Origin of the sequence: Candidatus Accumulibacter phosphatis, assembly GCF_012939955.1 — a bacterium.
GTDB classification, from domain to species: domain Bacteria; phylum Pseudomonadota; class Gammaproteobacteria; order Burkholderiales; family Rhodocyclaceae; genus Accumulibacter; species Accumulibacter delftensis.
In genome coordinates this window covers 149,205-171,705 of sequence record NZ_SPMY01000019.1, presented here as the reverse complement: position 1 = coordinate 171,705, position 22,501 = coordinate 149,205, and the positions used below count along the sequence as shown (strand labels likewise).

18 protein-coding genes and 1 pseudogene are annotated in these 22,501 nt (G+C 62.7%); 15 read left to right on the top strand and 4 right to left on the bottom strand.

All coding sequences use genetic code 11. The features are described from left to right. Positions 1 to 7 precede the first annotated feature (7 nt). Entirely contained in the window at positions 8 to 355 is a 348-nt protein-coding gene (locus E4Q23_RS24530; protein ID WP_272873649.1) for a hypothetical protein, read from the top strand. Positions 356 to 599: 244 nt separating this feature from the next. Here the strand turns inward: E4Q23_RS24530 and E4Q23_RS07660 are convergent, their stop codons facing one another. Together E4Q23_RS07660 and E4Q23_RS07655 are read right to left on the bottom strand one after the other, a co-directional pair. Further along, on the bottom strand, positions 600 to 2,117 hold the full coding sequence (locus tag E4Q23_RS07660; RefSeq protein ID WP_169066078.1) for a tetratricopeptide repeat protein: 1,518 nt from the start codon (positions 2,115 to 2,117) through the stop codon (positions 600 to 602). 52 nt (positions 2,118 to 2,169) lie between these two features. Continuing rightward, positions 2,170 to 4,773 carry a patatin-like phospholipase family protein gene (locus E4Q23_RS07655; RefSeq protein WP_169066077.1) on the bottom strand — a complete coding sequence of 868 codons (2,604 nt, stop codon included), beginning with the start codon at positions 4,771 to 4,773 and terminating at the stop codon, positions 2,170 to 2,172. A 214-nt stretch (positions 4,774 to 4,987) separates the two neighbouring features. On the opposite strand from E4Q23_RS07655, the gene E4Q23_RS07650 reads away from it, so the two are divergent. The 6 genes and pseudogenes from E4Q23_RS07650 (at position 4,988) to E4Q23_RS25130 (ending at position 10,514) form a co-directional block, all read left to right on the top strand. Continuing rightward, entirely contained in the window at positions 4,988 to 5,215 is a 228-nt protein-coding gene (locus E4Q23_RS07650) for a hypothetical protein (protein ID WP_169066076.1), read from the top strand. Positions 5,216 to 5,247: 32 nt separating this feature from the next. Continuing rightward, a pseudogene (locus E4Q23_RS25140) lies at positions 5,248 to 5,772 on the top strand (hypothetical protein); the annotation flags it as partial. A gap of 193 nt (positions 5,773 to 5,965) precedes the next feature. Further along, positions 5,966 to 8,248, top strand: a complete 2,283-nt coding sequence (locus tag E4Q23_RS07645; RefSeq protein WP_248595299.1) for a CheR family methyltransferase — start codon at positions 5,966 to 5,968, stop codon at positions 8,246 to 8,248. A 4-nt stretch (positions 8,249 to 8,252) separates the two neighbouring features. Next, positions 8,253 to 8,720, top strand: a complete 468-nt coding sequence (locus tag E4Q23_RS07640) for a hypothetical protein (RefSeq protein ID WP_169066075.1) — start codon at positions 8,253 to 8,255, stop codon at positions 8,718 to 8,720. Beyond that, a complete protein-coding gene (locus E4Q23_RS25135; protein ID WP_423753323.1) occupies positions 8,714 to 9,976 on the top strand; it encodes a putative bifunctional diguanylate cyclase/phosphodiesterase in 1,263 nt (420 codons plus the stop codon). The genes E4Q23_RS07640 and E4Q23_RS25135 overlap by 7 nt, the downstream gene beginning before the upstream one ends. Next, positions 9,909 to 10,514: an EAL domain-containing protein gene (locus E4Q23_RS25130; RefSeq protein ID WP_423753326.1), complete on the top strand. Its 606-nt coding sequence runs from the start codon at positions 9,909 to 9,911 to the stop codon at positions 10,512 to 10,514. Before E4Q23_RS25135 ends, E4Q23_RS25130 begins: the two co-directional genes overlap by 68 nt. A gap of 23 nt (positions 10,515 to 10,537) precedes the next feature. Here the strand turns inward: E4Q23_RS25130 and E4Q23_RS07630 are convergent, their stop codons facing one another. After that, the gene (locus E4Q23_RS07630) at positions 10,538 to 11,431 is read right to left on the bottom strand and encodes a LysR family transcriptional regulator (RefSeq protein ID WP_169066074.1); all 894 of its coding nucleotides are present in this window, start codon (positions 11,429 to 11,431) and stop codon (positions 10,538 to 10,540) included. A gap of 95 nt (positions 11,432 to 11,526) precedes the next feature. Here E4Q23_RS07630 and E4Q23_RS07625 point away from each other — a divergent pair, with 95 nt between their 5' ends. After that, positions 11,527 to 12,393 carry a pirin family protein gene (locus tag E4Q23_RS07625; RefSeq protein WP_169066073.1) on the top strand — a complete coding sequence of 289 codons (867 nt, stop codon included), beginning with the start codon at positions 11,527 to 11,529 and terminating at the stop codon, positions 12,391 to 12,393. A 235-nt stretch (positions 12,394 to 12,628) separates the two neighbouring features. Continuing rightward, positions 12,629 to 13,255 carry an isochorismate family cysteine hydrolase YcaC gene (gene ycaC / locus E4Q23_RS07620; protein ID WP_169066072.1) on the top strand — a complete coding sequence of 209 codons (627 nt, stop codon included), beginning with the start codon at positions 12,629 to 12,631 and terminating at the stop codon, positions 13,253 to 13,255. A gap of 72 nt (positions 13,256 to 13,327) precedes the next feature. Here ycaC and E4Q23_RS07615 read toward each other — a convergent pair whose 3' ends face one another. Then, positions 13,328 to 14,644 (bottom strand): patatin-like phospholipase family protein, encoded by a 1,317-nt coding sequence (locus E4Q23_RS07615; protein WP_248595298.1) that lies wholly within the window; start codon positions 14,642 to 14,644, stop codon positions 13,328 to 13,330. Positions 14,645 to 15,113: 469 nt separating this feature from the next. On the opposite strand from E4Q23_RS07615, the gene E4Q23_RS07610 reads away from it, so the two are divergent. The 6 genes from E4Q23_RS07610 to E4Q23_RS23660 all read left to right on the top strand — a co-directional run bounded on the left by E4Q23_RS07610 (position 15,114) and on the right by E4Q23_RS23660 (position 22,462). Continuing rightward, positions 15,114 to 17,423 (top strand): penicillin acylase family protein, encoded by a 2,310-nt coding sequence (locus E4Q23_RS07610; RefSeq protein WP_169066071.1) that lies wholly within the window; start codon positions 15,114 to 15,116, stop codon positions 17,421 to 17,423. 73 nt (positions 17,424 to 17,496) lie between these two features. Next, the gene (locus tag E4Q23_RS07605) at positions 17,497 to 19,014 is read left to right on the top strand and encodes an amino acid racemase (RefSeq protein ID WP_169066070.1); all 1,518 of its coding nucleotides are present in this window, start codon (positions 17,497 to 17,499) and stop codon (positions 19,012 to 19,014) included. Between the two features lie 142 nt (positions 19,015 to 19,156). After that, the gene (locus E4Q23_RS07600; RefSeq protein WP_169066069.1) at positions 19,157 to 20,032 is read left to right on the top strand and encodes a putative selenate ABC transporter substrate-binding protein; all 876 of its coding nucleotides are present in this window, start codon (positions 19,157 to 19,159) and stop codon (positions 20,030 to 20,032) included. A gap of 5 nt (positions 20,033 to 20,037) precedes the next feature. Further along, positions 20,038 to 20,850, top strand: a complete 813-nt coding sequence (locus tag E4Q23_RS07595; protein ID WP_169066068.1) for a phosphonate ABC transporter ATP-binding protein — start codon at positions 20,038 to 20,040, stop codon at positions 20,848 to 20,850. Continuing rightward, entirely contained in the window at positions 20,847 to 21,785 is a 939-nt protein-coding gene (locus E4Q23_RS23665) for an ABC transporter permease (RefSeq protein WP_336511627.1), read from the top strand. Before E4Q23_RS07595 ends, E4Q23_RS23665 begins: the two co-directional genes overlap by 4 nt. Continuing rightward, on the top strand, positions 21,779 to 22,462 hold the full coding sequence (locus E4Q23_RS23660; RefSeq protein WP_248595297.1) for a PhnE/PtxC family ABC transporter permease: 684 nt from the start codon (positions 21,779 to 21,781) through the stop codon (positions 22,460 to 22,462). Before E4Q23_RS23665 ends, E4Q23_RS23660 begins: the two co-directional genes overlap by 7 nt. Positions 22,463 to 22,501: the final 39 nt, after the last annotated feature.

Sequence of the window (22,501 nt, the reverse complement as noted above, 5' to 3'; positions counted from 1 at the left end):
CGTGGCCATGAGTGATTTGCTGCATGAAGTCGACGAGGTGCATTCCTTGACTTCGCTGACCGGCTTCGAAGCGCTGTTGCGTGGCAAGAAGGTGGTGTGCTACGGGCAGCCGTTCTATGCCGGCTGGGGGCTGACCGTAGACCTCATGCCGCCGCCTCGGCGCACGCGCACGCTAACGCTCGATGAGCTCGTCGCCGGCGTACTGATCATGTATCCGGCCTATTTGTCGCGGCAGACGGGCCGATTCACCACTCCGGAGCGAGCTGTCGAGGAACTCCTGGCCTGGAGGCAGGAACGCAGCATTTTTCTGAACATCTGGCGGCGCATAATTGGCCGCTTGTTCAGGAAGGATTGAAACGGCCAACAGTGAGAATCGTTAATGTGAAAGTCGCGCCAGCGACTCACGAAGCTCCCTTCTCCCCCCGCGGGAGAAGGGCCGGGGGGAAGAGGGCGCGGTCATGACTTTCATGATCTGGGGTATCCCTACATGTCATGATCGCTAAACGTTCTGTTTCTGCACGGCGTTTGTTCGCCATTCTTTGCCCGGCTGGCCGATCAGTTGGTCGTTGACGGCCACCGCCTCATCAAGGTCAATTCGGTCATGAACGTTCACGCTCGCGTTCTTTCCGGTTCTCGATCCCTTTTTCCAGAAGCCGAATCCCGTCCGACAGCCCGGGCAGGTTGATGTGATTGTCGACCAGAGTGCCTTGCAGCGTGTTCCGAAAGGTCTCCAGCTGCCAGGTCGCCGTCGAGTACTCGATCCCTGCCACTACCTGCCGGATGAAGCCGTCACGATCGCAGCGGTACAAATGGATCTCGGCAAGGTCGTAGAAGCACCACGGCGTATCTGCGGGAGGCGTGGCTTGCGCCTGCGCCTTGCGCATCGATTCCGCGCGCTTGAGCCTGTCGCCGAGGGGGCCCAAGTCGATCTTGCCCGTCCGTCCTGCTTCGAGCTTGATCGCGTTGAGCAGCGGGTAGGGGTGTCCGTCGGACACCTCCGCTGCCTTCATGTACATGCGATACGCGGCGTCGGGGTCTTTTCGAACCTTGCTCTCGACGCCCCCCAGTGAGGCCCAGGCGTCGAAGTCGTTGGGGTTCAGCCGCGTCGCGCGCTGCAGTGACGCGGAGCCGTCGGGCATCCAGCTCGCCTTCTTCCGCGCCTCCGCAGGAATCATCCGCGCGATCAGCCCCTCGGCGATCCCCTTCTCCTTCCACGCTTCCGCGTAGTCCGGCGCCAGCTTGCTGAGGGTCGTGAACTCTTCGAGTGCGTCATAGTTGCGCCCCTGCTGCTTGAGAACCAATCCCAGCCGCATGCGCGCCAACAGATTCGTGGGATCGAAGCGCAGCGCCGCCCAGTAGTGGATGCGGGCAGTCTCCAACTCGTTGACCCGAACGGCTTCCTCTGCGTCGCGCAGCAAGTGTTCGACCTCCTGCTTTCGCCACTCGGACTGAAGCGCCTGCAGCGCAACCTGGCTTGTCGCAGCTTGCTGGCGCAGCGGATCGTGAGACTGAGCGGGTGGAGAGGCCAGTGCACCGCTGTCGCGGGGTGGCTGCGGCTGGCCGCCCCATTGCCAGCGCAGAGCGAGGCGAACCGGGCTGTCGAGGCGATTTCGCTTGAGCGTATTGGTGAGCACCCTGGTGATCAAGTCGCGGGACTCGTCGGCACCGGGGATGGTCGGGTCGCAGTACTCGAAGACCTTGATCGTGGCGATGTCGAAGGGAATCGAGTGTCCTTGCTGTCGAAAGATGACCGTGCCCGCTTCCTGGGTCGCGTGCCGCGCGCCGATTTCGTAGAAGACGTTGGGATTGAAGCCACTGATGTCCGCGAAGGCGACGCGGCTGTACATGATGTACTCGAACATGTCCTGATTGATCGAGCCCGAAAAAGACTCCATGTCCGTTCGCTTCGGAATCAAGGCCTCGCCTTCGGGTGTTCTTGCGGCGTTGATTGCGGGTTCGAAGAGCTTTTCGTAGATCGCCGTGAAATCGACCTCTCGTCCGGCGACCTCCTTGAGTCCAAAAGGCATGATGACGAAGCAGGTGCGTTCGAGGTCCTCGATCCGTGAAGCTTCGTGGCCTGTGCTTGGGTCGGACTTGTTGATCTTGTCGTGGCTCATCGTGACCTCTCCTTGGCAAAGGCTTGATCGACTCCTTGGTGAGGAATCCGGGCTACGGCAGCAAGCGCTTGATGCGCCCAAGCTTCAGGAAGCGTTTGTCGAAGAAAGCCAGGTGTATCTTCGCCACGAAGAAGCCGATGAGCGCCATCCCGATGCCGAAGAGAATCTTCGTCACCGTCTCGCGGAAGCGCACGATGCGCATGACGCTCTTGCCGAGAACCGTGCTCGCAATCAGGACCAGCAGCGAAACGCCGATTGTCTGGTAGGTGATCACCGCCTCGTCGCGCTTCTCCCACAGCCACCACGCGGCGCAGGCAGCGAGGACAGCAACAAGGATCCAAGCGAGAATCCTCAGTGGCGGGTACAGCTTCCAGACCTTGAATGCTCCCTGGTCAGCCACCGAGAGCAACTCCATCAGCTTGCCGGAGTCGTCGGCGCGGTCCATCGCCGGCTCGACCGCGAGAAACGGCCACTGCACGGCTTCCTCCGCAGGTGCTTCGCAGCCCGACACGGTGCGCGGAAACTCGAATTCGGTCATCCGGTAGCCGCTGACCATGAGCGCGTAGGCTTCGCTATCCGAAAACGAATCGAGGTCGGTTCGGATGGCCGCCAGCCGCCGCTGCACGCTCTTGCGAATACCGTAGCGCGTGCGTGGGCCGCGGAGCTCGGCCGGGCGGGCGTCGTCCGAAGCCTCGATCGGCTCGTCGCAGCCAGCCCAGTTCACCGCCTCCACGTCGAGGTCCTTCTTGAGATGGACGAACATGAAGCCGCGCAGCAGCGACGTGCTTCGGCGCGCAACCAGATCGTCGTACTCCGCTTCGCGCACGCGCGACATCAGGATGCTGTTCGAGCGCAGGGGGACGCCGATGACGCTGTTGCTCGGCTCATCCTGCGACTCCATCTGCCCGCTCGCGTCACTCACCAGCAGCACATTGCAATCCTGCTCCAACAGGCCGACGACACCCTGGTTGTCGTGCACGCCGCCATCGACGAGTCGCACCGTCTTGTTCGCGTAGACGCCGCGCAGCACGATCGGCTCGAACAGGCCGGGAACGCAGGCCGAAGCCGCCACCGCAGTTCCGAGTCGGACGCCGCGTCGCTCGCCATCCTTCATCTCGATGCCCTGCGCGTCGTCGTAGTACACCCGACGCAGCCGGTAGTTCCCGTCGACCGCGGGGTCGACGGACCAGGGCGATTCTCCCATCCACGACGCCGTGAACTGCCAGTTGTGACCCGTGTTCAGCGTCGTCGCGTTGAGGATCAGCGTCGGCACCTTGTTTTTGCGACGCCAGTTGTCGCGTTTTGGGTTGAAGTCCGTCGCGCAGCCCTTCGGCTTCACGAACAGGTCCTTCATGAAGCGTTCGCTCCCCCCCTTGCCGTCCTGAATGCGTGCGTAGAGGCACTCCTCGTAGAGTTCCCCCAGCCGGTCGGAGCGCGAGTAGCTCGGGCGGAAGATCATCTTCAGGTTGGTGAGAAAGGACGCGGCGACAAGCCAACGGATGTTCCGTTGAACACCCGCCAGAAAATCCCGCGCCACGCGTCGGACGATATCGATGTAGTCCTGGCGCGTGATGTCGAGGTCGTTCTTGGACTCGAGCAGCTTCTGGACCTCGAGGTAGTAGTGGGCGCCGAGAATCGAACCCCCCGAGACGCAGGAGATGACCTCGACGTTGCGCAAGACATCGAGCTCCGCGAGCCGCGCGAGGACTCCGATGTGGTAGAGGGAAGCGCGGAAGCCACCGCCCGAGAGGGCGAGACCGAACTTGCCGAGGTATGCCGATTGCAGGCCGAGCGCGTCGTTGCCGAGGAAGGCGAGCAAGGTCCTGCCGGCCGGGGAACTCCGGAACGTTTCGCCGCTGTCCACTTCGCCCGCGGATTGGAGCCGCGCCAGCTTCGTGAGCTGCTGGGCCGTCGATTGGAACTCCCACTCCGAGACATTCTCGATCGCTGCCGCCTCGCGCAGCCATTCGCTCGCCTGGTCGTAGCGAGCAAGGCCGAAGTAGGCCTCCGCTATGGTGCAGACGAACCACCACTGCCCAGTGATGAGTTTGTTTGCGGGCTCCTCCGCGAGCGGCACGAGGGTCTGGATGATGTCCTCGCGAATGGTGCGCGCCAACTTGCGATACGCCGCGGCGGCCTGCGAGGTCAGCCCGCCTTTAGCGTCCGCCGCCGACTCCACGCCGAGCAGGTCGGCGACGTAGGCGGCGTTGATCGCCGTGTAGCCTGCATCCGGCTCGACGCCAAGCTCGTAGCCGCGGCGGTAGAAGCTGAGTGACCATTCGAGGTGGTCGCGCTGGCCGTCGACCTCCCACATCCGCTTGTGGATCGCACCGGCAAGCCCCAGCGTCTCCTGGTCCTTCGTCGCGCCGAGGTCTTCGCCCGTTGCGAGAATCTCGAGTGCGAGGTCGAAGCGCGTCGACGCCGGCAGGTCGGGGTCCTTGTAGGTGCAGAGGGCGTGTTGCTGGCGCAGCCAGATCGCCAGCTGCGCATCGTCGACCCGGCTCTTGCGCGCGCGCGCCAGGACCTTGCGCGCGTACCCAAAGGCGTGCTCGTCCTTGAGTTGCTTCACCAGATTGCGCGACTCGGCGACCGAGATCTCGCGGCCACCGAGCACTTCCTTCGCGAACTGGACAGGGGTCTTGTCCTTGAAATTCATCGTCTTTCCTCCACGCGGATGGCGAGCGAAAATCCTGTCAAAACGAGCCGAACAACCGGCCTACGGCAGCAGCCCCGGAAAAGCATCAAATCCAGGGGCACCATGAACCGTCTACGAGTCTTCATTATGGTCAGGGGAGGGCCCTGACGCTTCCAGCACCTCTCTGTTGGCTCGCTCGACGCTGCTGGCTTGTGATTTCACAGGCTGCACGTGCTTGCACGAGATCATCGCGAAGAAAATGGCCACGCGGGGCAAGCCTGAACAGGCTGTTGAAGTCGCATCGATGGGTAACGCCGGTAATGGATCGACAGATCGCTTCGAGGCGATCTGCTTCTGTCTACTCCTCATTGCCGCCTTTTGGGCCAATCAGTCTATCCGCCGCATCTTGCCGACAAATCACCGTAATCCTGAGCGTCAGGGGCAGGATGATCAGCATCTCTGAACACGTCAACCCCGGGTTGATCAAGAATTTTTATGAGCGGCTCTGTTCCTGGTGCGCTGTCATCACCATTGCACGGTTTTGTCGCCGTCGCCACTGCAATCCCGGCCCGCAATCCGCCCAGGCTGGTGTTTGCTCGCGCTGCCCCGAGCATCGGGCAATGGCGTCGCAGCGGACAGCATTCGACCAAATCTGCTTTGTCGTGCACTGTGTGCTGCCTGTTCGGGATCGCCCTCATGCCGCGCGATTTGCAGAAGAACCAGGGCTTAAGGCGATTTCTGTCAAAGAACCTACCATCTTGCTTGTCTTTTCGCCCGTCTTCTGTGTTGCGACAACAGTTACATAGTTCGACTATGCGCCTGCTGTCGCGCCTTGAAGCCGACCGAAAATCCTGCGCAATCTGGTACGTTCTTTTCCGGCAATCGCCTAATGTGAAAGTCGCGTATGCGACTCACGAACCTCTCTTCTCCCCCTGCGGGAGAAGGGCCGGGGGGAAGGGGGGGAGGGTCATGGCCCAGGAGCCTGGCTCCAGCACTTTTGACGGCATGCCGCGCAGCGCCATCGCCACCGGCCTGGTGGATTGGCAGCTGCCGCCGGCCGAGATGCCTGCCCAGATCATCAGTTACGCGACGCACGCCTTTGGCCGGCTGGCTCCGCTGCTTGCCGAACCGGCACCCAAGATCCGGGACGCGCTTAAAAAAAATCTTCGTCCTGGTGCGCGCGCAGACCGGCCACGATTTTTCGCAATACAAGATGAGCAGTATCCACCGCCGCATTCTGCGCCGCATGAGCCTGCACCAGATCGAGGCGCTCGACGGCTACGTCCAGTACCTGCAGAAGACAGCGCAAGAAATCGAGGCGCTGTTTGCCGACCTGCTGATCGGCGTGACCAGCTTCTTCCGCGATCCGGAGGCCTTCAAGGTCCTTGCCGGACGGATCATCCCGCCGTTGTTCGCCAACAAGCCCGATGGCGAGGTGGTCCGCGTCTGGGCACCGGGATGCTCCACCGGCGAGGAAGCCTATTCGATCGCCATCCTGCTGCTCGAACAGATGGAAGCGAACGAGCGCCGGTACGCCGTGCAGCTTTTTGCCACCGACATCGACGCCCGGGCGATGGCGACCGCGCGCGCTGGCCGTTATCCGGCGAGCATCGCCAGCGACGTGTCGCCGGAGCGCCTGGCGCGTTTCTTTACCCGGGAACCGGATGGCAGTGCTTACGTGATCAACAAGAGCGTGCGTGACCTGTTGATCTTTTCCGAGCAGGACGTCTGCCAGGATCCACCGTTCTCGCGGCTGGACCTGATCAGCTGTCGCAATCTGCTGATCTATTTCGGCCAGGAGTTGCAGCAGAAAGTCATTCCCCTGTTCCATTACGCGCTGAATCCCGACGGCGTCCTGTTCCTCGGCACGTCGGAAAGCATCGGCAATTTCACCGATCTGTTTGCCGTGGTGGACAGCAAGGCGAAGCTTTACCAGCGCAAGGAGGGGTTTACTGGCGCGGCACGCCCGGGCCTGGGCTGGTTTCTGCCGTCCCGGCCGGCACGCTACCGTAGCGCTGCACGGGCGGCCTTTCCGATGAAGGTGCCGCTGCGCGAGGTCACCGAACAAGCCATCCTGCAGCACGTCGCGCCGGCCTGTGCATTGGTCAACGCGCAGGGCGACCTTCTCTACCTGCACGGCCGCTGCGGCGCTTACCTCGAGCCGCAGCCCGGTGAATCTGGCGTCAACAACGTCATCAAGATGGCCCGCCAGGGGCTGCAACACGAACTGAGCAAGGGCCTGCATCAGGCGATTTGCAGCAAGGCCGCCGTCCGCGCCACCGGGCTGCAGGTCAAGAGCAACGGCGATTTTACGCGTGTCAACCTGAGCATTCACCCGCTGACCACCGGCCCGGCCGCGACAGCGCAGGCGCCCCTGTACCTGCTCCTCTTCGTGGACGCCGCCGCGGCCGATCCCGAAGTGCCGCCGCAGGCGGCCCTGCCGATCGGCGCCGGCGCCGGGCGCGCCGAAGCGGCAGGCGAGCACAGCGAAGCGGACAGCGACGCCCGCATCGCGGCCATCGAAGAGGAACTCCGGGCCAAGGACGAATACCTCCAGAGCATGCAGGAGGAACTCGAGACCGCCAACGAGGAGCTCCGCTCGTCGAACGAGGAAATGCAGTCGGTCAACGAAGAGCTGCAATCGACCAACGAAGAACTGGAGACCTCCAAGGAAGAATTGCAATCGCTCAACGAGGAACTGGCGACGGTCAACAGCGAGCTGCAAGCCAAGGTCGGCGATTTGTCGCAGGCCAACAACGACATGAACAACCTGCTTGCCGGCACCGGCATCGGGACAATCTTCGTGGACGCGCAACTGCGCATCCTGCGCTTCACTCCGGCCGCCTCGTCGATCATCAACCTCATCCCGAACGATATTGGCCGCCCGGTGGCGCACTTCGCCGCCAAACTGGTCGGCTACGACCGTTTGGTGAGCGACGTGCAGACGGTCATCGACACCCTGACACTCCAGGACGCCAAGGTACAGACCGTCGATGGCCTGTGGTACCTGATGCGCATCCGACCGTATCGCACCCTGGACAACGTGATTGGCGGCGCAGTGATCACCTTTGTCGACATCACCGAAATGAAACGGCTGGAGGACTCGCTCACCCAGGCCAATGCGCAGCTTCGCCGCCTGGCCGTCGTTGTCCACGACGCGTCCGACGCGATCACCGTCCAGGACCTGGAAGGCCACATCCTGTCCTGGAACCCGGCGGCGGTGAAGATGTATGGCTGGAGTGAGGCCGAGGCGCTGCAGATGAACGTTCGCGACCGCATCCCTCCGGAACTGCGCGAGGAGGCCTTGACGCGGATCCGTCGCTTGAGCCGTGCCGAAGTGCTCGAACCGCACAGGACGCAACGCTTGACCAGGGACGGTGCGCTGCTGGACGTATGGATGACTGCCACTGCGCTGGTCGACGAGACCGGGCGAATGTACGCGGTGGCGACCAGCGAGCGGGCCAACAAAGTGGCGGTCGACGGCTCCGCGGGATGATGCCATGGAGCGCAAAAGTCAGCGCCATCACCCCTCGATGCCACCCATGGCCAACGACGCGCCGAGCGCCGAGCAAGCCATTCGCCAGCGTGCCGAGGAGGCGCTCCGCCAGCAAACCGATCGCGCACTGGAAGAAGACGCAAGCCTGTCACGCGAAGCGATCCGCGACGCGCTGCTCGAACTGCGCGTGCATCAGATCGAACTGGAGATGCAGAACGAAGAGCTGCGTCGGACACAGCTTGAGCTGGAAGCCGCGCGGACGCGCTATTTCGACATCTATGACCTGGCCCCGGTCGCTTACTGCAGCGTGAGTCAGGCCGGGCTGATCCTGGAAGCCAACCTCACCGCGGCGCCCTGTTCAAGCTGCGCTTCAGCCGCTTCATTCGCAAGGCCGACCAGGATGTCGTCTACCTGCACCACAAACAGGCCTTGTCAACAGGCCAGGCGCCAGGCTGCGACCTGCGCATGCTGAAGTTTGACGGGCAGCCATTCTGGGCGCATCTGGAGACCGCGACGGCGCAGGACGCCGATGGCGCGACCGTGCTGCGCATCGTGATTAGCGACATCACCGAGCGCAAGCGGGCCGACGCCGATCTGCGCATTGCCGCAGTCGCTTTCGAATCACAACACAGCATGATGGTCACCAATGCCCACCACCTGATCCTGCGGGTCAACCGGGCGTTCACGGAGGTGACCGGCTACGCTGCCGAAGAAGTCATCGGCAAGACTCCCGGCATGCTGTCATCCGGCCTGCACGACGCGCACTTCTTCCGCACGATGTGGAAGACCATTCACAGTACCGGCATCTGGCAGGGAGAAATTTTTGACCGGCGCAAGAGCGGCGAGGTCTATCCGACCTGGCTGACGATTTCTCCGGTGCGCGACGGCGCCGGCACCGTGACCCATTACGTGGCCACGCATTTCGACATTACCGAACGAAAGAAAGCGGACCGGAAGATCGCCGAGATGGCTTTCTTCGACATCGTCACCGGGGTGCCGAACCGCGCGCTTCTGCTCGATCACATGAAACAGGCGATGACCGTCAGCGAGCGCAACAAGACCTTCGGCGCCGTGCTGTTCATCGACCTCGACCACTTCAAGACGCTCAACGATACGCTGGGACATGACCCGGGCGACCTGCTGCTCAAAGCCGTCGCGCAACGCCTCGTCGCGGGCATACGTGAGGGCGATACCGTGGCGCGACTGGGTGGCGACGAGTTCGTGATCCTCCTGGAGAACCTCAGCGCCAACATCGACGAGGCGGCGACGCAGACCGAAGTCGTCGGCGAGAAGGTTCTCGCCGCCCTGGCTCGCCCCTACCTGCTTGGCGCCGTCGATCATCGCGGCACGGCGAGTGTTGGCGCGACCTTGTTCCGCGGGCATGAGACGTCGATCGACAACATCTTGAAACAGGCCGACATGGCAATGTACAAGGCCAAGGAAGCGGGTCGCACCAGACTGCATTTCTTCGACCCGGCGATGCAGATCCTGGTGCTCAGGCGTGCCGAACTCGAGGCGAGCCTGCGTGGCGCTCTCCGCGAGAGCCAGCTCGAGCTGCACTATCAGCCGCAGTTCGCGGGCGACGGCAAGCTGATCGGAAGCGAAGCCCTGTTGCGCTGGCGCCACCCCGTGCACGGAACCGTCGCCCCCGCGGAAGTTCATTCCGCTTGCCGAACAGACCGGGCTCATTCTGGCGCTGGGGGATTGGGTTCTCGAAAACGTTTGTAGCCAGCTGGCAAAATGGGCCGAGCGACCGCCGCTGGACCGGCTCGCGGTGGCGGTGAACGTCAGTGCACGGCAGTTCCGCGAAGCGGACTTCGCGGACAAGCTTCTGGCGATCCTTGGTGCGACGGGCGCCAATCCGAAACGCTTGACGCTGGAGCTGACGGAGAGCTTGTTGGTGCATGATGTCGATGATCTGATCGAGAAGGTATCGCGGCTGAAAGCCCGCGGTGTGGGCTTCGCGCTCGACGATTTCGGTACCGGCTATTCGTCGCTGTCCTATCTGAAGCGCTTGCCGCTCGACCAGGTGAAGATCGACCAGTCGTTCGTGCGTGATGTCCTTGACGACAGCACCGACGCGGCTATCGCCAGGGGCATCGTGGCGCTGGCTCACAGCCTGGAGCTGGAGGTGATCGCCGAGGGCGTGGACAGCGAAGCGCAGCGGGACTTTCTGGCGAGTGCCGGCTGCGACGCCTATCAGGGCTACTTCTTCAGCCAAGCGCTGCCGGTAGACGATTTCGAGGCCTTCGCGCTGCGCGGTTGATAGACGTATGCAGCGCTCGATTATCACCACTCCTCCAGCCACTTTCGCAACGCCTGGGACGCCAGATCGACAAACGCCCTCAACTTGGGTGGCATGAAGCGCTGGCGAGGATAGACGATGTGGAGCGGATCGGCTTTCGCCTGCCATTGCGGCAGGACTCGCATTAGTCTGCCATGTTCGCATTCCGGACGGCACATATAGACTGGCAGCAGGGCAACGCCATCGCCAGCCAGCGCCATTGAACGGATCACCCGCACATCGTTGACCATCACCTGGCCGGACATCGGAATGGTCACGCTGCCATTGCTGTCGTTCAGCGTCCAGGCATCCTTGCCGACGGGCGTGAATTGCAGACAACAATGATTGAGCAGCGCCTGCGGAGAATCCAGCGGCGGTGCCGATTTTAGGTAGTCGGGGCTGGCAAAGGGCGCCCAGCAGGCGATACCGGCGTGTTTGGCAATCAACGTCGAATCCTTGAGATGGCCAGTGCGGATTGCGACATCAACGCCTTCCGCCACCAGGTCGACATAGCGATCGGTCAGCATCAATTCCAACCTGACCTTGGGGCAATTCCGGCGCAACTGATTGATGATCTCCGCCAGGAGGCGATCGCCGATATCCGCCGGCGCCGTCACCCGTAACAGTCCCTTTGGCTCGCCATCAGCTTCCGTGACCGCCGCTTCGGCATCGAGCATATGGCTCACTCCGGTCGACGCATGCCGGTAATACAACTCGCCCGCATCGGTCAGGTGCAGGCGGCGCGTCGTTCGCTGCAGCAGCGTTACACCGAGCCGCTTCTCAAGACGCGCCACTCGGGTGCTGACGGTCGAGGTCGGCAAGCCCAGCAGGCGGGCAGCAGCGCTAAAGCTTCCGGCGTCCACCACCTTGACGAAGACGGCGGCTTCGTTGAGATCCATTGTTCAACTCATTGAAAAAAGTTTCCGTATTTAACCATCTAGTGCGCGAATCGTTTGCCTTCTAAAGTGAAGCTAATCACATACGGAGAGCAGTCATGAAAAAACTGGCATTCATCAAGCGCAGTAACGGCAAACACTGGGTCGGCGATGGCTTCCCGGTCAAAAGCATTTTTTCCTACAGCGACATCGCCGAGGAAATGTCGCCCTTCCTGTTGCTGGACTACGCCGGGCCGGCCGATTTTCCGCCGACCACGCGCAAGCTTGGCGTCGGCCAGCACCCGCATCGCGGCTTCGAGACGGTGACCATCGTCTACGCGGGCGGCGTGTCACACCGCGACTCCTCGGGTGGCGGCGGCACCATCGGCCCGGGCGATGTGCAGTGGATGACGGCAGCTTCCGGCATTCTCCACGAGGAATTTCATAGCCCGGAATTCGCCGAAAAAGGCGGCGCCTTCGAGATGGTCCAGCTCTGGGTCAACCTGCCGGCTCGGGACAAAATGTCGGCGCCGGGATATCAGGGCATTAACGCCGGGCAGATTCCGGAAGTGGCGCTTCCCGACCAGTCTGGTACTGCACGCATCATCGCCGGCCAGTATGGCGACGCAAGCGGTCCGGCCCGCAGCTTCACTCCGATGAACGTCTGGGATCTGCGCCTGCAGGCCGGCCATCGTGTCGCGTTCGAGCTGCCGGCCGGACATACCACGGCGCTCTTCGTGCTGCGCGGCGCCATTCGCCTCAGCGAGAGGCACATGGTGCGGGCCGCAGAACTGGCCGTCATGGAGCGTGAAGGCTGCCATCTCGAATTCGAGGTTGCCGACGACACGACTCTGCTCTTGCTCAACGGCGAACCGCTCGCTGAGCCGGTCGTCGGCTACGGCCCCTTCGTGATGAATTCGGAGGAGGAAATCGCCCAGGCAATGAATGACTTCAACAGTGGCCACTTCGGACAGATCGGCCATTAATGTGAAAGTCGCGCAAGCGACTCACGAAACTCCCTTCTCCCCTCGCAGGAGAAGGGTCAGGGGTGAGGCGGGGAATTCAGGGGGCATGCTCCCTGCCCGGCGAACGATTCCGGCGTGCAAGCCGGAATGCGCACTGCAAGTGAGAGGGGGACGGTCATGGCTTTCATCATCAGGGGTGTCTCGACATGTCATGACCGTTAGCCCCAACAGCCTGTTCAAGCAAAGGAGATCCACTATGAGCAATCCCTACATCCGCCTCGACAAGAATAACGCCGCCGTCCTGCTGGTCGACCATCAGGCCGGGCTTTCATCTCTGGTCCGCGATATCGAGCCGGAAAAGTTCCGCAACAACGTGCTGGCGCTGGCTGACCTGGCCAAGTATTTCAAGCTGCCGACCATCCTGACAACCAGCTTCGAGAACGGGCCTAACGGCCCGCTGATGACCGAACTCAAGGAAGCCTTCCCGGAGGCGCCCTACATCGCCCGCCCAGGCCAAATCAATGCCTGGGATAACGAGGACTTCGTCAAGGCCGTCAAGGCGACAGGCAGAAAACAACTGATCATCGCCGGCATCGTCACCGAGGTCTGCGTCGCCTTCCCGGCACTGTCCGCCCTGCAGGAAGGCTACGAGGTCTTCGTCATTACCGACGCTTCGGGCACATTCAACGAGGTCACCCGTCAGTCAGCGTGGGATCGAATGTCGGTAGCCGGCGCACAGCTGATGACCTGGTTTGGCGCCGCCTGCGAACTGCATCGCGACTGGCGCAACGATGTCGAGGGTCTGGGCACCTTGTTCGCCAATCATATTCCGGACTATCGCAATTTGATGAACAGCTTTGCTACTATCCAGGACAACAAGTAACGCGATAGGCGCCCCGATCCCTTCAGGGCGCCTCGCCGTCATCTTCGAAAGGGACTGAATACTAGCTGCCTGTCATCTGGCTGTCGAGGCCAAGCTGAAACTGGTCGCCACCGGCGGACGTGAAATGGGATTTTCCTGGGTTTCTTGGCCCATTGTGTCTGGCTTGCTACTTGCTATTTTCCAGCTACTGGCGCGCTCGGTGGACTGAATCCGGGGGGGAACCTTGAGCCACGGGAAGCCATTTAGCATCATCTCGTAACCAGTTTTGTACAGTGCTCGCATATATTCGGTGTCGAACTCTTCCTTGTGCTCTGCCTTGAAACTCGATGGAATGAAGCCAAGGTTGAAGTCCACTCCGTCGCGCTGGGTGGTGGCATAGATGCGGTAAAGGTCACCGATGCCCTGGCTGTGGATCAGTGAGGCGACTGAGCGACCGGCAATACTCATCGTACTGCGCTCAACCTGTGCCCAGTCCGGATCGAGTCGCGCATTGCGGATCACGTAAAGTATGCGCGCACGGGTAATGCCGACGGCGGCGGCCGACTCGTTGATGCGCAGCGCGGCCGGGTAAGCGAAGACCTGAGCCATGATGCCACCATCGACGTGCATTTCCTGATAGGTTTTGCCGTCGACTTCCACATCAAGCATCATCGGAGGAAAGCCACCCGGAATCGAGGCCGATGCGATCATGACGCGCACGAACAGGTCCAATGCCTTCGGGCCCCCGAAAGTGGCGATTTTCCCCATGTCCCAGATGATCGGACGACGCGCATCGAGGTCGGCGGTAGCGATCAGGAGGAAACGACCTTTTGCATACTCCGCGGCGACTTCCCTGAGAAAATCATCGGTCACGGATTTTCGCGTCAGACTCATCAGTGGCGCGTTATCGGCCATTCCGTCGCTCATCACGCCAGCCAGAAAACCACGCGGCGTAAGGACGTCTTTCGGCGAGATCGTGGTATAGACCTCCTTCAGCGTGGCGTCATACTTTGAGCCGACAAATGCGAAAGGCGCAATCAGGGCGCCGGTACTGATGCCGGTAACCACTTTGAATTCCGGACGCGTCCCGGTTGCCGTCCACGCATTGATCAGCCCGGCGGTGAACGCGCCGTTATCGCCGCCACCTGATATTGCCAAAAAGAACGCCGGGGGAAAGGGACCTTTATGCCCCTGTTTTGCGAGGTAATCCTTTTCCAGTTGCAGGGATGCCTGCGCCGTCCGGGAGAGCTCTGTGATGTCGCCTCCCAAAGCAAAACGAACATTTGGCATGCCTGGAATTTCGGCCTTTGCCGTCAGTTCGTAGGGCACTGCCGCCAGGCGCTGCGGCGTCGAACAGCCCTGGACAAGAAGCAATATGGCCACTGTGAGGCCGAGGATGAGGGCTTTCATGAGTGATTTTCTCGCAATTTGATGAAAACTTCAGGAGCCGGATGTTCCCCTATGGGCACACTCAGTACTTTCTCCAAGGCGGCTATTCGGCGCTTGCTTGGTGGCCGCGTGCCGATACGACTATTTCATACCCCCGGCAGGCCTGCAAGGCGATGAAAACACGCACCGCGAAGCAGCCTATCGGAAGCTAGGTTTTTCGTCCACACGGGTGATCGCCCACGCGCTCTTCGTAGCGCAGCAGCATGCCAAACGGCAGCAGCCGTCGGCAGTCGTCTGCAGTCGTCTGCAGTCGTCTGAATTCGTCAGAGATTGGCGGCGAGGATGAGATGCGCGCTCGCCGACTACCCGAGCATGCGCGTCAATGCGGCACTGTTCTCGCGGTGTTTTGCTAGACTGGTTTGTCGGTCGAACTCAAAGACTTCGTTCCATGCAGAAACAATCGAAGTTCTCCACTCGCGGGGTTTTGTGCATGCTCCTCCTGGCGGGGCTGCTGCTGGCTGCGTTATGCGCCTCGTGGGCCTATCGGCAACTGCGTGCCAGCTTGCCGACTCTCGATGGCGTAGTGGCGCTAGCCGAACTGGATGAGGAGGTCAGCGTCACGCGCGACGAAGTGGGCATGGTGACCCTTTCCGCGAACAGCCGTCCCGCCGTGGCCAGGGCGATGGGCTTCGTGCACGCGCAGGAGCGATTTTTCCAGATGGATTTGATGCGCCGTCAGGCGGCCGGCGAGTTGTCGGCGTTGTTTGGCGGCATGGCGCTGGCGGCCGACAAGGGCGTTCGTATTCATCAACTGCGTACGCGGGCACGCGCCATCGTTGCCGGGCTTGCCAGCGACGAGTCGGAGATTCTGTTGGCCTATGTGGCGGGTGTGAACGAGGGCCTGCATCGCCTCGCTTCCAAGCCGTTCGAATACTGGGTGCTGCGCGCAGAGCCCGTCGACTGGACGGCCGAGGACACGATACTGACGGCGTACTCGATGTACCTGGTCCTGCAGCCGTCCACAGCCGAGAAGAAGCTGACCCGGCTGAACGTGAAGGAACGGGTTCCCGGGTCGCTTTATGCTTTCGTGCGCGGCAAAGGCAGCGAGTGGGACGCGCCACTATGGGGTGAGCCGCTGCTGCCGCCTGCCATTCCGGAGGCGTCCAGCCTGGGGAACTGGTCCGCAAAGCTGGAACTGCCGCTGAAAATTCGCGAGCGTCCGGATCCACCGCTGCCGGGGAGCAATAGCTGGGCTGTGTCGGGTGACTTGAGCGATAACGGTGCGGCGATTCTGCAGAATGACATGCACTTGAAGTTGCGGGTGCCGAACATCTGGTTTCGTATTCAGATTCGCTATGGGGAAGATGAGCAGTTGCGGAAGCGCTACGCGCATCGGGTGACCGGTGTTTCCTTGCCAGGGGTGCCGCTTGTCGTCGCCGGCAGCAACGGAAAGATCGCCTGGGGCTACACCAATAGCTACGGCGACTTCAGCGACGTGATTGTCCTTGAGCAGGAGAGTCCTGGAAGCTACCTGACTGCGCACGGCGAAGTGCCCCTGGAAACGGTTTACGAAACCATCGACGTCAAAGGCGAGCCCGCGCAGCGGGTGGCTATTGAAAAGACGATCTGGGGGCCGGTTGCCCAGCGCGGCGCGGATGGTCGAAAGTTCGTGCTCAAATGGTTGGCCCATGACGTCACGCAAGCCGTCAATTTGGGCATTCTTGGCCTGGAGAGAACGGAGAATGTCGTCGAGGCGATCGGCGTTGCCAAGAAGGCACGCCTGCCGTCGCAAAACATCCTGCTGGTCGACAGCGGCGGCAATCTGGCATGGACGATCATTGGCGCCATTCCCAAGCGCGTCGGGTGTGATGGTGACGAACCGGTCAGCTTCGCGGACGGTTCGTGTTCGTGGCAAGGCTATCTGGCCGCGGATGAATACCCGCTGCTGATGAATCCGGCCGACGGCCGCTTATGGACCGCAAACAACCGCGTTGCCTCGGGCGAGATGCTCAGGCGCATCGGCAACGCTGGCTATGACCTCGGCGCGCGCGCCAAACAAATCCGTGATGCCTTGTTCGCCCGTGATTCCTTCGCTGAAGGCGATTTTCTGGCCATCGCTCTCGATGATCGCGGTTTGTTGCTGGAGCGCTGGAAAGCTCATCTGGAACAGTTGCTGGCCGACGAAGGCGATACGCAGGACGACGTGGCGAAGGCTTTGCTCGTTCAATTGCGCTCCGAAAAGGAGTTGCGGGCGCACCGTGATTCAGTGGCCTACCGCGTCGTCAGGGCTTATCGCTACTTGTTGCGTGACACGCTGTTCATGGCCTGGCTGGCGGCGGCCTATGAAGTGCAACCCGATCTCCAGATCGGATCGCTGTCGAACCAGTGGGAGGGCGTGCTGTGGGAAGTGATCCAGAAAAAGCCCGCTCACCTCTTGCCGGCACCGTTTGCTTCGTGGCGCGAGTTCGAGCGCGAGGTCTTGAAAACGAGCTTGCATTCCCTGGGCATCGACAGCCAGGAACGGCTGGCGCAGGCCACCTGGGGAGCGCGCAATAGGGCGGCGATTCAGCACCCGCTGAGTCAGTTCATTCCACCGCTCGGGAGATTCCTCGACGCGCCGATTGAAGCCATCGATGGCGATGTGAACATGCCGCGAGTCGCCGGGCCTTCGTTTGGCTCCTCGGAACGTATGGTTGTTTCTCCCGGCCATGAAGAGCGCGCGATTTTTTCATATGCCGGGGGGGGCAAAGCGGGCACCCGCTTTCGCCCTATTACCTGGCCGGCCATGAAGCATGGGTGAAAGGCGAAGCGACGCCATTTCTGCCACAAGTGGCGCAACATGAATTGAAGCTCGTTCCAGAAGTCAGGCCATGATGAGCAAGAAGCCATTCGCGGCGACCCATGCCGGCAAGGCCCCGGGCAAGCACAGATACGGGGTAGTCGGCGGCCTCGGCGTCATTGCCGGCGCCGACCTGCTGCTGAAAATGATCGGCGCGGCGCAGCGGCGGCCGGAAATGCGTGACGTTGGCATTGCTTTTGAACAGCGTCACTTCGACAGTGGGCCGAGCATTGCCGACGAGAGCTACAATCCGAGCCGACGCAAGTTCTACGTCTATGACACCCTCAAGGAGATGGAGGCGCGCGGCATCGATACCGCCCTGGTGCCCTGCTTCGTGTCGCATACCTTCCTGCGCGAGATCACGCCGGAACTCGACATACGCGTGATCAGCCTCTTCGATGCCTTGCGCGACTGGCTGGCGCGCGAGCATCCGGCGCTGCGCACGATCGGCGTATTGACCTCGACCTATGTGCAGAAGTCAGGGATCTTCGAGCGCGAGTTGGGCGCCCGGTACGCGATCGTTTATCCGGATGCGGCCGTTCAGTCCGACAAGCTGATGCGCGCTATCTATGGTCCCAGCGGCATCAGGGCCGGGCACCACGGTGGCGAGTGTGTCGAACTGCTGGCTGAGGCCTGCCACTGCCTGGTCACCAGGGGCGCGCAGCTTATCGTTCCCGGTCTGTCCGAAGTGCCGGTGCTGATCGACTCCCTGCGCTCGCTGGTGGCCGTTCCGGTCGTTGATTCCAATCTCGTCTATGCCGAGTATGCGCTGGGCTGCGAAGCGGCGCCGCCGCTGCGCGAGTTCAAGCTCGGCGTTGTCGGTGGCGTCGGGCCGGCAGCGACGGTCGATTTCATGCACAAAGTCGTGCGCCTCACCGGCGCTGCGCGCGATCAGGATCACATCAAGATGATGGTCGAGCAGAATCCGCAGATTCCCGATCGAACCGCCAACTTGATCGGTAGCGGCGCCGATCCGACCATCGCCCTGCTCGCTACTTGCAAGCAGCTCGAAGCGGGGGGCGCGCACGCGGTGGCCATTCCCTGCAACACGGCGCACGCCTTCGTCGACCGCATCCAGCCCTATCTCAGCATTCCCATCGTAAATATGTTGTCCGAAGTGGTGCAGCATATCCGCGCGCAGATGCCCGCCGTCAGCCGAGTCGGGCTGCTGGCCACCTCGGGGACAGTGGCCAGCGGCGTTTATCGCGAAGTCGCCGAAGCGGCAGGCTTGCAACTGCTCGTTCCCGACGCAGCCGTGCAGGAGCTGATCATGCAGGCGATCTACGGCGAGCGGGGAGTCAAGGCCGGATTCACTTCCGGCTTGTGCAGCGAGCATCTGGCGACCGCTATTCGCCACCTCGCCGAGCAGGGCGCCGAAGTGATCATTCTTGGCTGTACCGAGCTGCCGCTGATCGCCATCGACGTCGCCGTCGGTCAAGCAGTTGCTCTGCTCGACCCCACCGAAATCCTGGCCGCCCGCTGCGTGGCACTTGCTTCCGAGTCCGCCGCGATACCTCGTCACGACAGCGGCAAAATGCCCCCGCTTGCTTGATTGATCGGCTGGGCCCGGCTATAGTCCGCCCGCGGTCTGGGTACCGCTTCGATTCTTGCTAGCGGCCGCCGCGTTTCGACGCCTGGCCGCGTTTAGGCTGCGGCCCACTCCGTGCCGTGGCCGGTCTTTACAGGGAGTTCTCATGGTCCACTTCTCGCGCCGTCTGGCGCTCAAGGGCGCGCTTGTCTGTGCGCTCGCCAGCACTTTCTTCCCTCCCGCGGTGGCTGCTGACGCTGACACTGTGCTGCGCGTTTCGGCCATTCCTGACGAGGCGCCGACCGAACTGCAGCGCAAGTTCGCGCCGCTCGGCAAGTATCTCGAGAAAGAAGTGGGGATGAAAGTGTCCTTCGTTCCGGTCTCCGACTATGCAGCGGTTGTCGAAGCGCTGGCCAGCGACAAGCTCGATCTGGCGTGGCTCGGTGGCTTTACCTATGTGCAGGCCAACATTCGCACCCAGGGCACTGCCATCCCGCTGGTTCAGCGCGAGGAAGATGCCCGCTTCACCTCCAAGTTCATTACTGCCGACCCGAACATCAAGAGCCTGGCTGACACCAGGGGCAAGGTCTTCGCCTTTGGCTCGCCGTCGTCGACCTCGGGTCACCTGATGCCGCGCTACTTCCTGATGGAGGAGGGTATCAACGCCGACAGCGACTTCAAGAACGTCGCCTTTTCCGGCGCTCACGATGCCACGGTGGCTTTCGTCGCTTCGGGCAAGGCCGACGCCGGGGTGCTCAATGCCTCGGTCTGGGCCAAGCTGGTCGAGCAGAAGAAAGTCGATGAGAAAGTCCGCGTGATTGCCACGACGCCGCCTTATTTCGACTACAACTGGACCGTGCGCGGCGATCTCGATCCGCTGCTGATCAAGAAGATCGAGGCCGCTTTCCTGAAGCTCGACGCCGGCAATCCGGAGCACGCCGAGATCCTGTCTCTGCAAAGGGCCACGAAATTCATCCCGACGAAGAAAGAGAACTACGCCGGGATCGAGCAGGCGGCGAAGGCGGCTGGCCTGCTGAAGTAGGCCGCTTGTTTCGTCTGCATGACGTCGAGCTGACGCACGGCAACGGCTTTGTCGCGCTGCGCGACATTTCCCTGGCGGTGCAGGCCGGCGAACAGCTGGCCATCGTCGGTCCTTCGGGAGCCGGCAAGACGACGCTTCTGCGTCTGATCAGCGCCGCCTTGCGCCCGAGCAAGGGGCGCATCGATGTGCTCGGTGGCGATCCCTGGGCGCTGTCGGCGGCCGCGCTGCGCTGCTTGCGCGCGCGCATCGGTGTGGCGCATCAGGCGCCGCCGCTGCCGCCGCGCCAGCGGCTGGTGACCGCTGTTCTCGCCGGTCGCCTGGGGCAGTGGCCGTGGTGGAAGGGAATCGCTTCGCTGGCCTATCCGGTCGATATCGCCGGAGCGCGCGCGGCGCTGGCGCGGCTCGAGCTCGGCGAGCGGGTTTTCGATCGCTGCGACCGGCTCTCCGGCGGTCAGCTGCAGCGGGTCGGCATTGCCCGTGTGCTCTATCAGCAAGCGCAGCTGGTCCTCGCCGACGAGCCGGTTTCCGCGCTCGACCCGGCCTTGGCACTGCAGACCATCCAGGTGCTGAGCAGTGATGCCGCGGCGCGCGGAGCGACGCTGGTCGCCAGTCTGCACGCCGTCGACCTGGCGCTGGCGTGTTTTCCGCGCATCGTCGGCATGCGCGCGGGGCGGATTGCTTTTGATCTGCCGGTCGGCGCGGTCGACGAAGCGCTGTTGAGCGAGCTCTACGCGACCGAAGGTGGCGGCTTGCCGCTGCTCGCCAGCGAGCCGCCCTTGCCAGCCGGCGCGCCACGGCGCGGCACCTGCTGGCGGTGAAACACCCGCGCGACCCGGCAGCGCCCGGGCGGGCCGCCGCTCTGCTGCTGGCGATCGTCGTTCTCTGGCCGCTGGGGGTCATCGGCGAATTTCGTCCGTGGGCGCTTTTCGAAGCCCATCACCTGCGTGTGATGGGTGGCTTTCTGGCAGCTTTTCTGCCGCCCGCAAGCAGTGGCGAGTTTCTCGCCTATCTCGGCCGTGCGACGCTCGAGACGCTGGCGATTGCCACCGCCGGCATGGCGCTGGCTTTCGTCCTCGCCGTGCCGCTGGCCATGGCCACGACGCAGGCCTTGTCGGTTTCACGCATCGGTCCGGGATCGGGGCGCCGCCGTGCCGAGTGGTCGCGGGCGCTCTTGCGGATGCTTCTGGTGGTGTTGCGTGGCCTACCCGAGCTGGTCTGGGCTTTGCTTTTCGTGCGTGTCTTTGGCCTTGGCCCGGCGGCCGGCGTCCTGGCGCTTGGCCTGACCTACGGCGGCATGCTGGCCAAAGTCTATGCCGAAATTCTCGAATCAGGCGACAGCCGGCCGGCACGGGCATTGCTCGAAGCCGGTAGCAGCCGCTTGCAGGCCCTGTGCTACGGTCTGCTTCCCGGTGCCGCGCAGGAGCTGACTTCCTACACCGTCTATCGCTGGGAATGCGCGGTGCGCGCTTCGGTGGTGATGGGCTTTGTCGGCGCCGGTGGCCTCGGCCAGCTGATGGACCAGTCGATGCGCATGCTCAATGGCGGCGAAGCGGCGACCATCCTGCTCACTTTCCTGCTCCTGGTGCTGGCTGCCGACGCGCTCTCGGGTCTGTTGCGTCGGCAGCTCGGCGAGGCCACTGGGCGCGCCGTCGCTGCGGCCTTCGGCGCACGGACGCTGCTGTGGTTGCTGCTCCTCGGCAGTGCGCTGGCGGCCAGCTACGTCTGGCTTGATCTGGCTTTGCCGCCTTGCTGACGGGCGCGGCGCTGGCGTCGATGGCCGACTACTTCGGTGCTTTCTTCCCGCTCGATCTTTCGCCTGTCTGGTTGGTGAAGGTGGCCTGGGGGTCACTGGAGACGGTGGCCATTTCCGCTCTCGGGACGCTGCTCGCCGCGCTGGCTGGCCTGCTGCTGGCCTTGCCGGCGTCGGGGCGCTACGGGCAGGCATGCGCGCAGCTGACGCGCTTTCTACTCAACGCGCTGCGCTCGGTGCCGGAATTGGTGTGGGCGACCTTGATGGCCCTGGCTGCCGGCCTTGGGCCGTTTGCCGGCATTCTGGCACTGGCGCTGCATACCAGTGGTGTGCTCGGGCGCCTTTTCGCCGAGGCTTTGCAGAACGCGCCGCCGCGGCCTCGCGACGCGCTGCTCGAAGCCGGGGCGCCGGCCGCTGCCGCTTTTCTCTACGGCACCTTGCCGGAAGTCTCGTCGCAGCTCATCGCCTATTCGCTCTACCGCTGGGAAATGAACATCCGCATGGCGGCGATTCTCGGCTTCGTCGGCGCCGGTGGCCTTGGGCAGCTACTCTATGTCGAGCTGTCGCTATTTCATTACGCGCAGGCGAGTACGGTGATCGCCGCCATGCTCCTGCTTTCGGTTGCTGTCGACGCGGGCAGCGCGTGGCTGCGCCGCTGGCTGGCTGCGCCAGGCGGCTGAAGGCTTTGCTGGTGCTGGCTGGCGGCGCGGGCGTGCTTG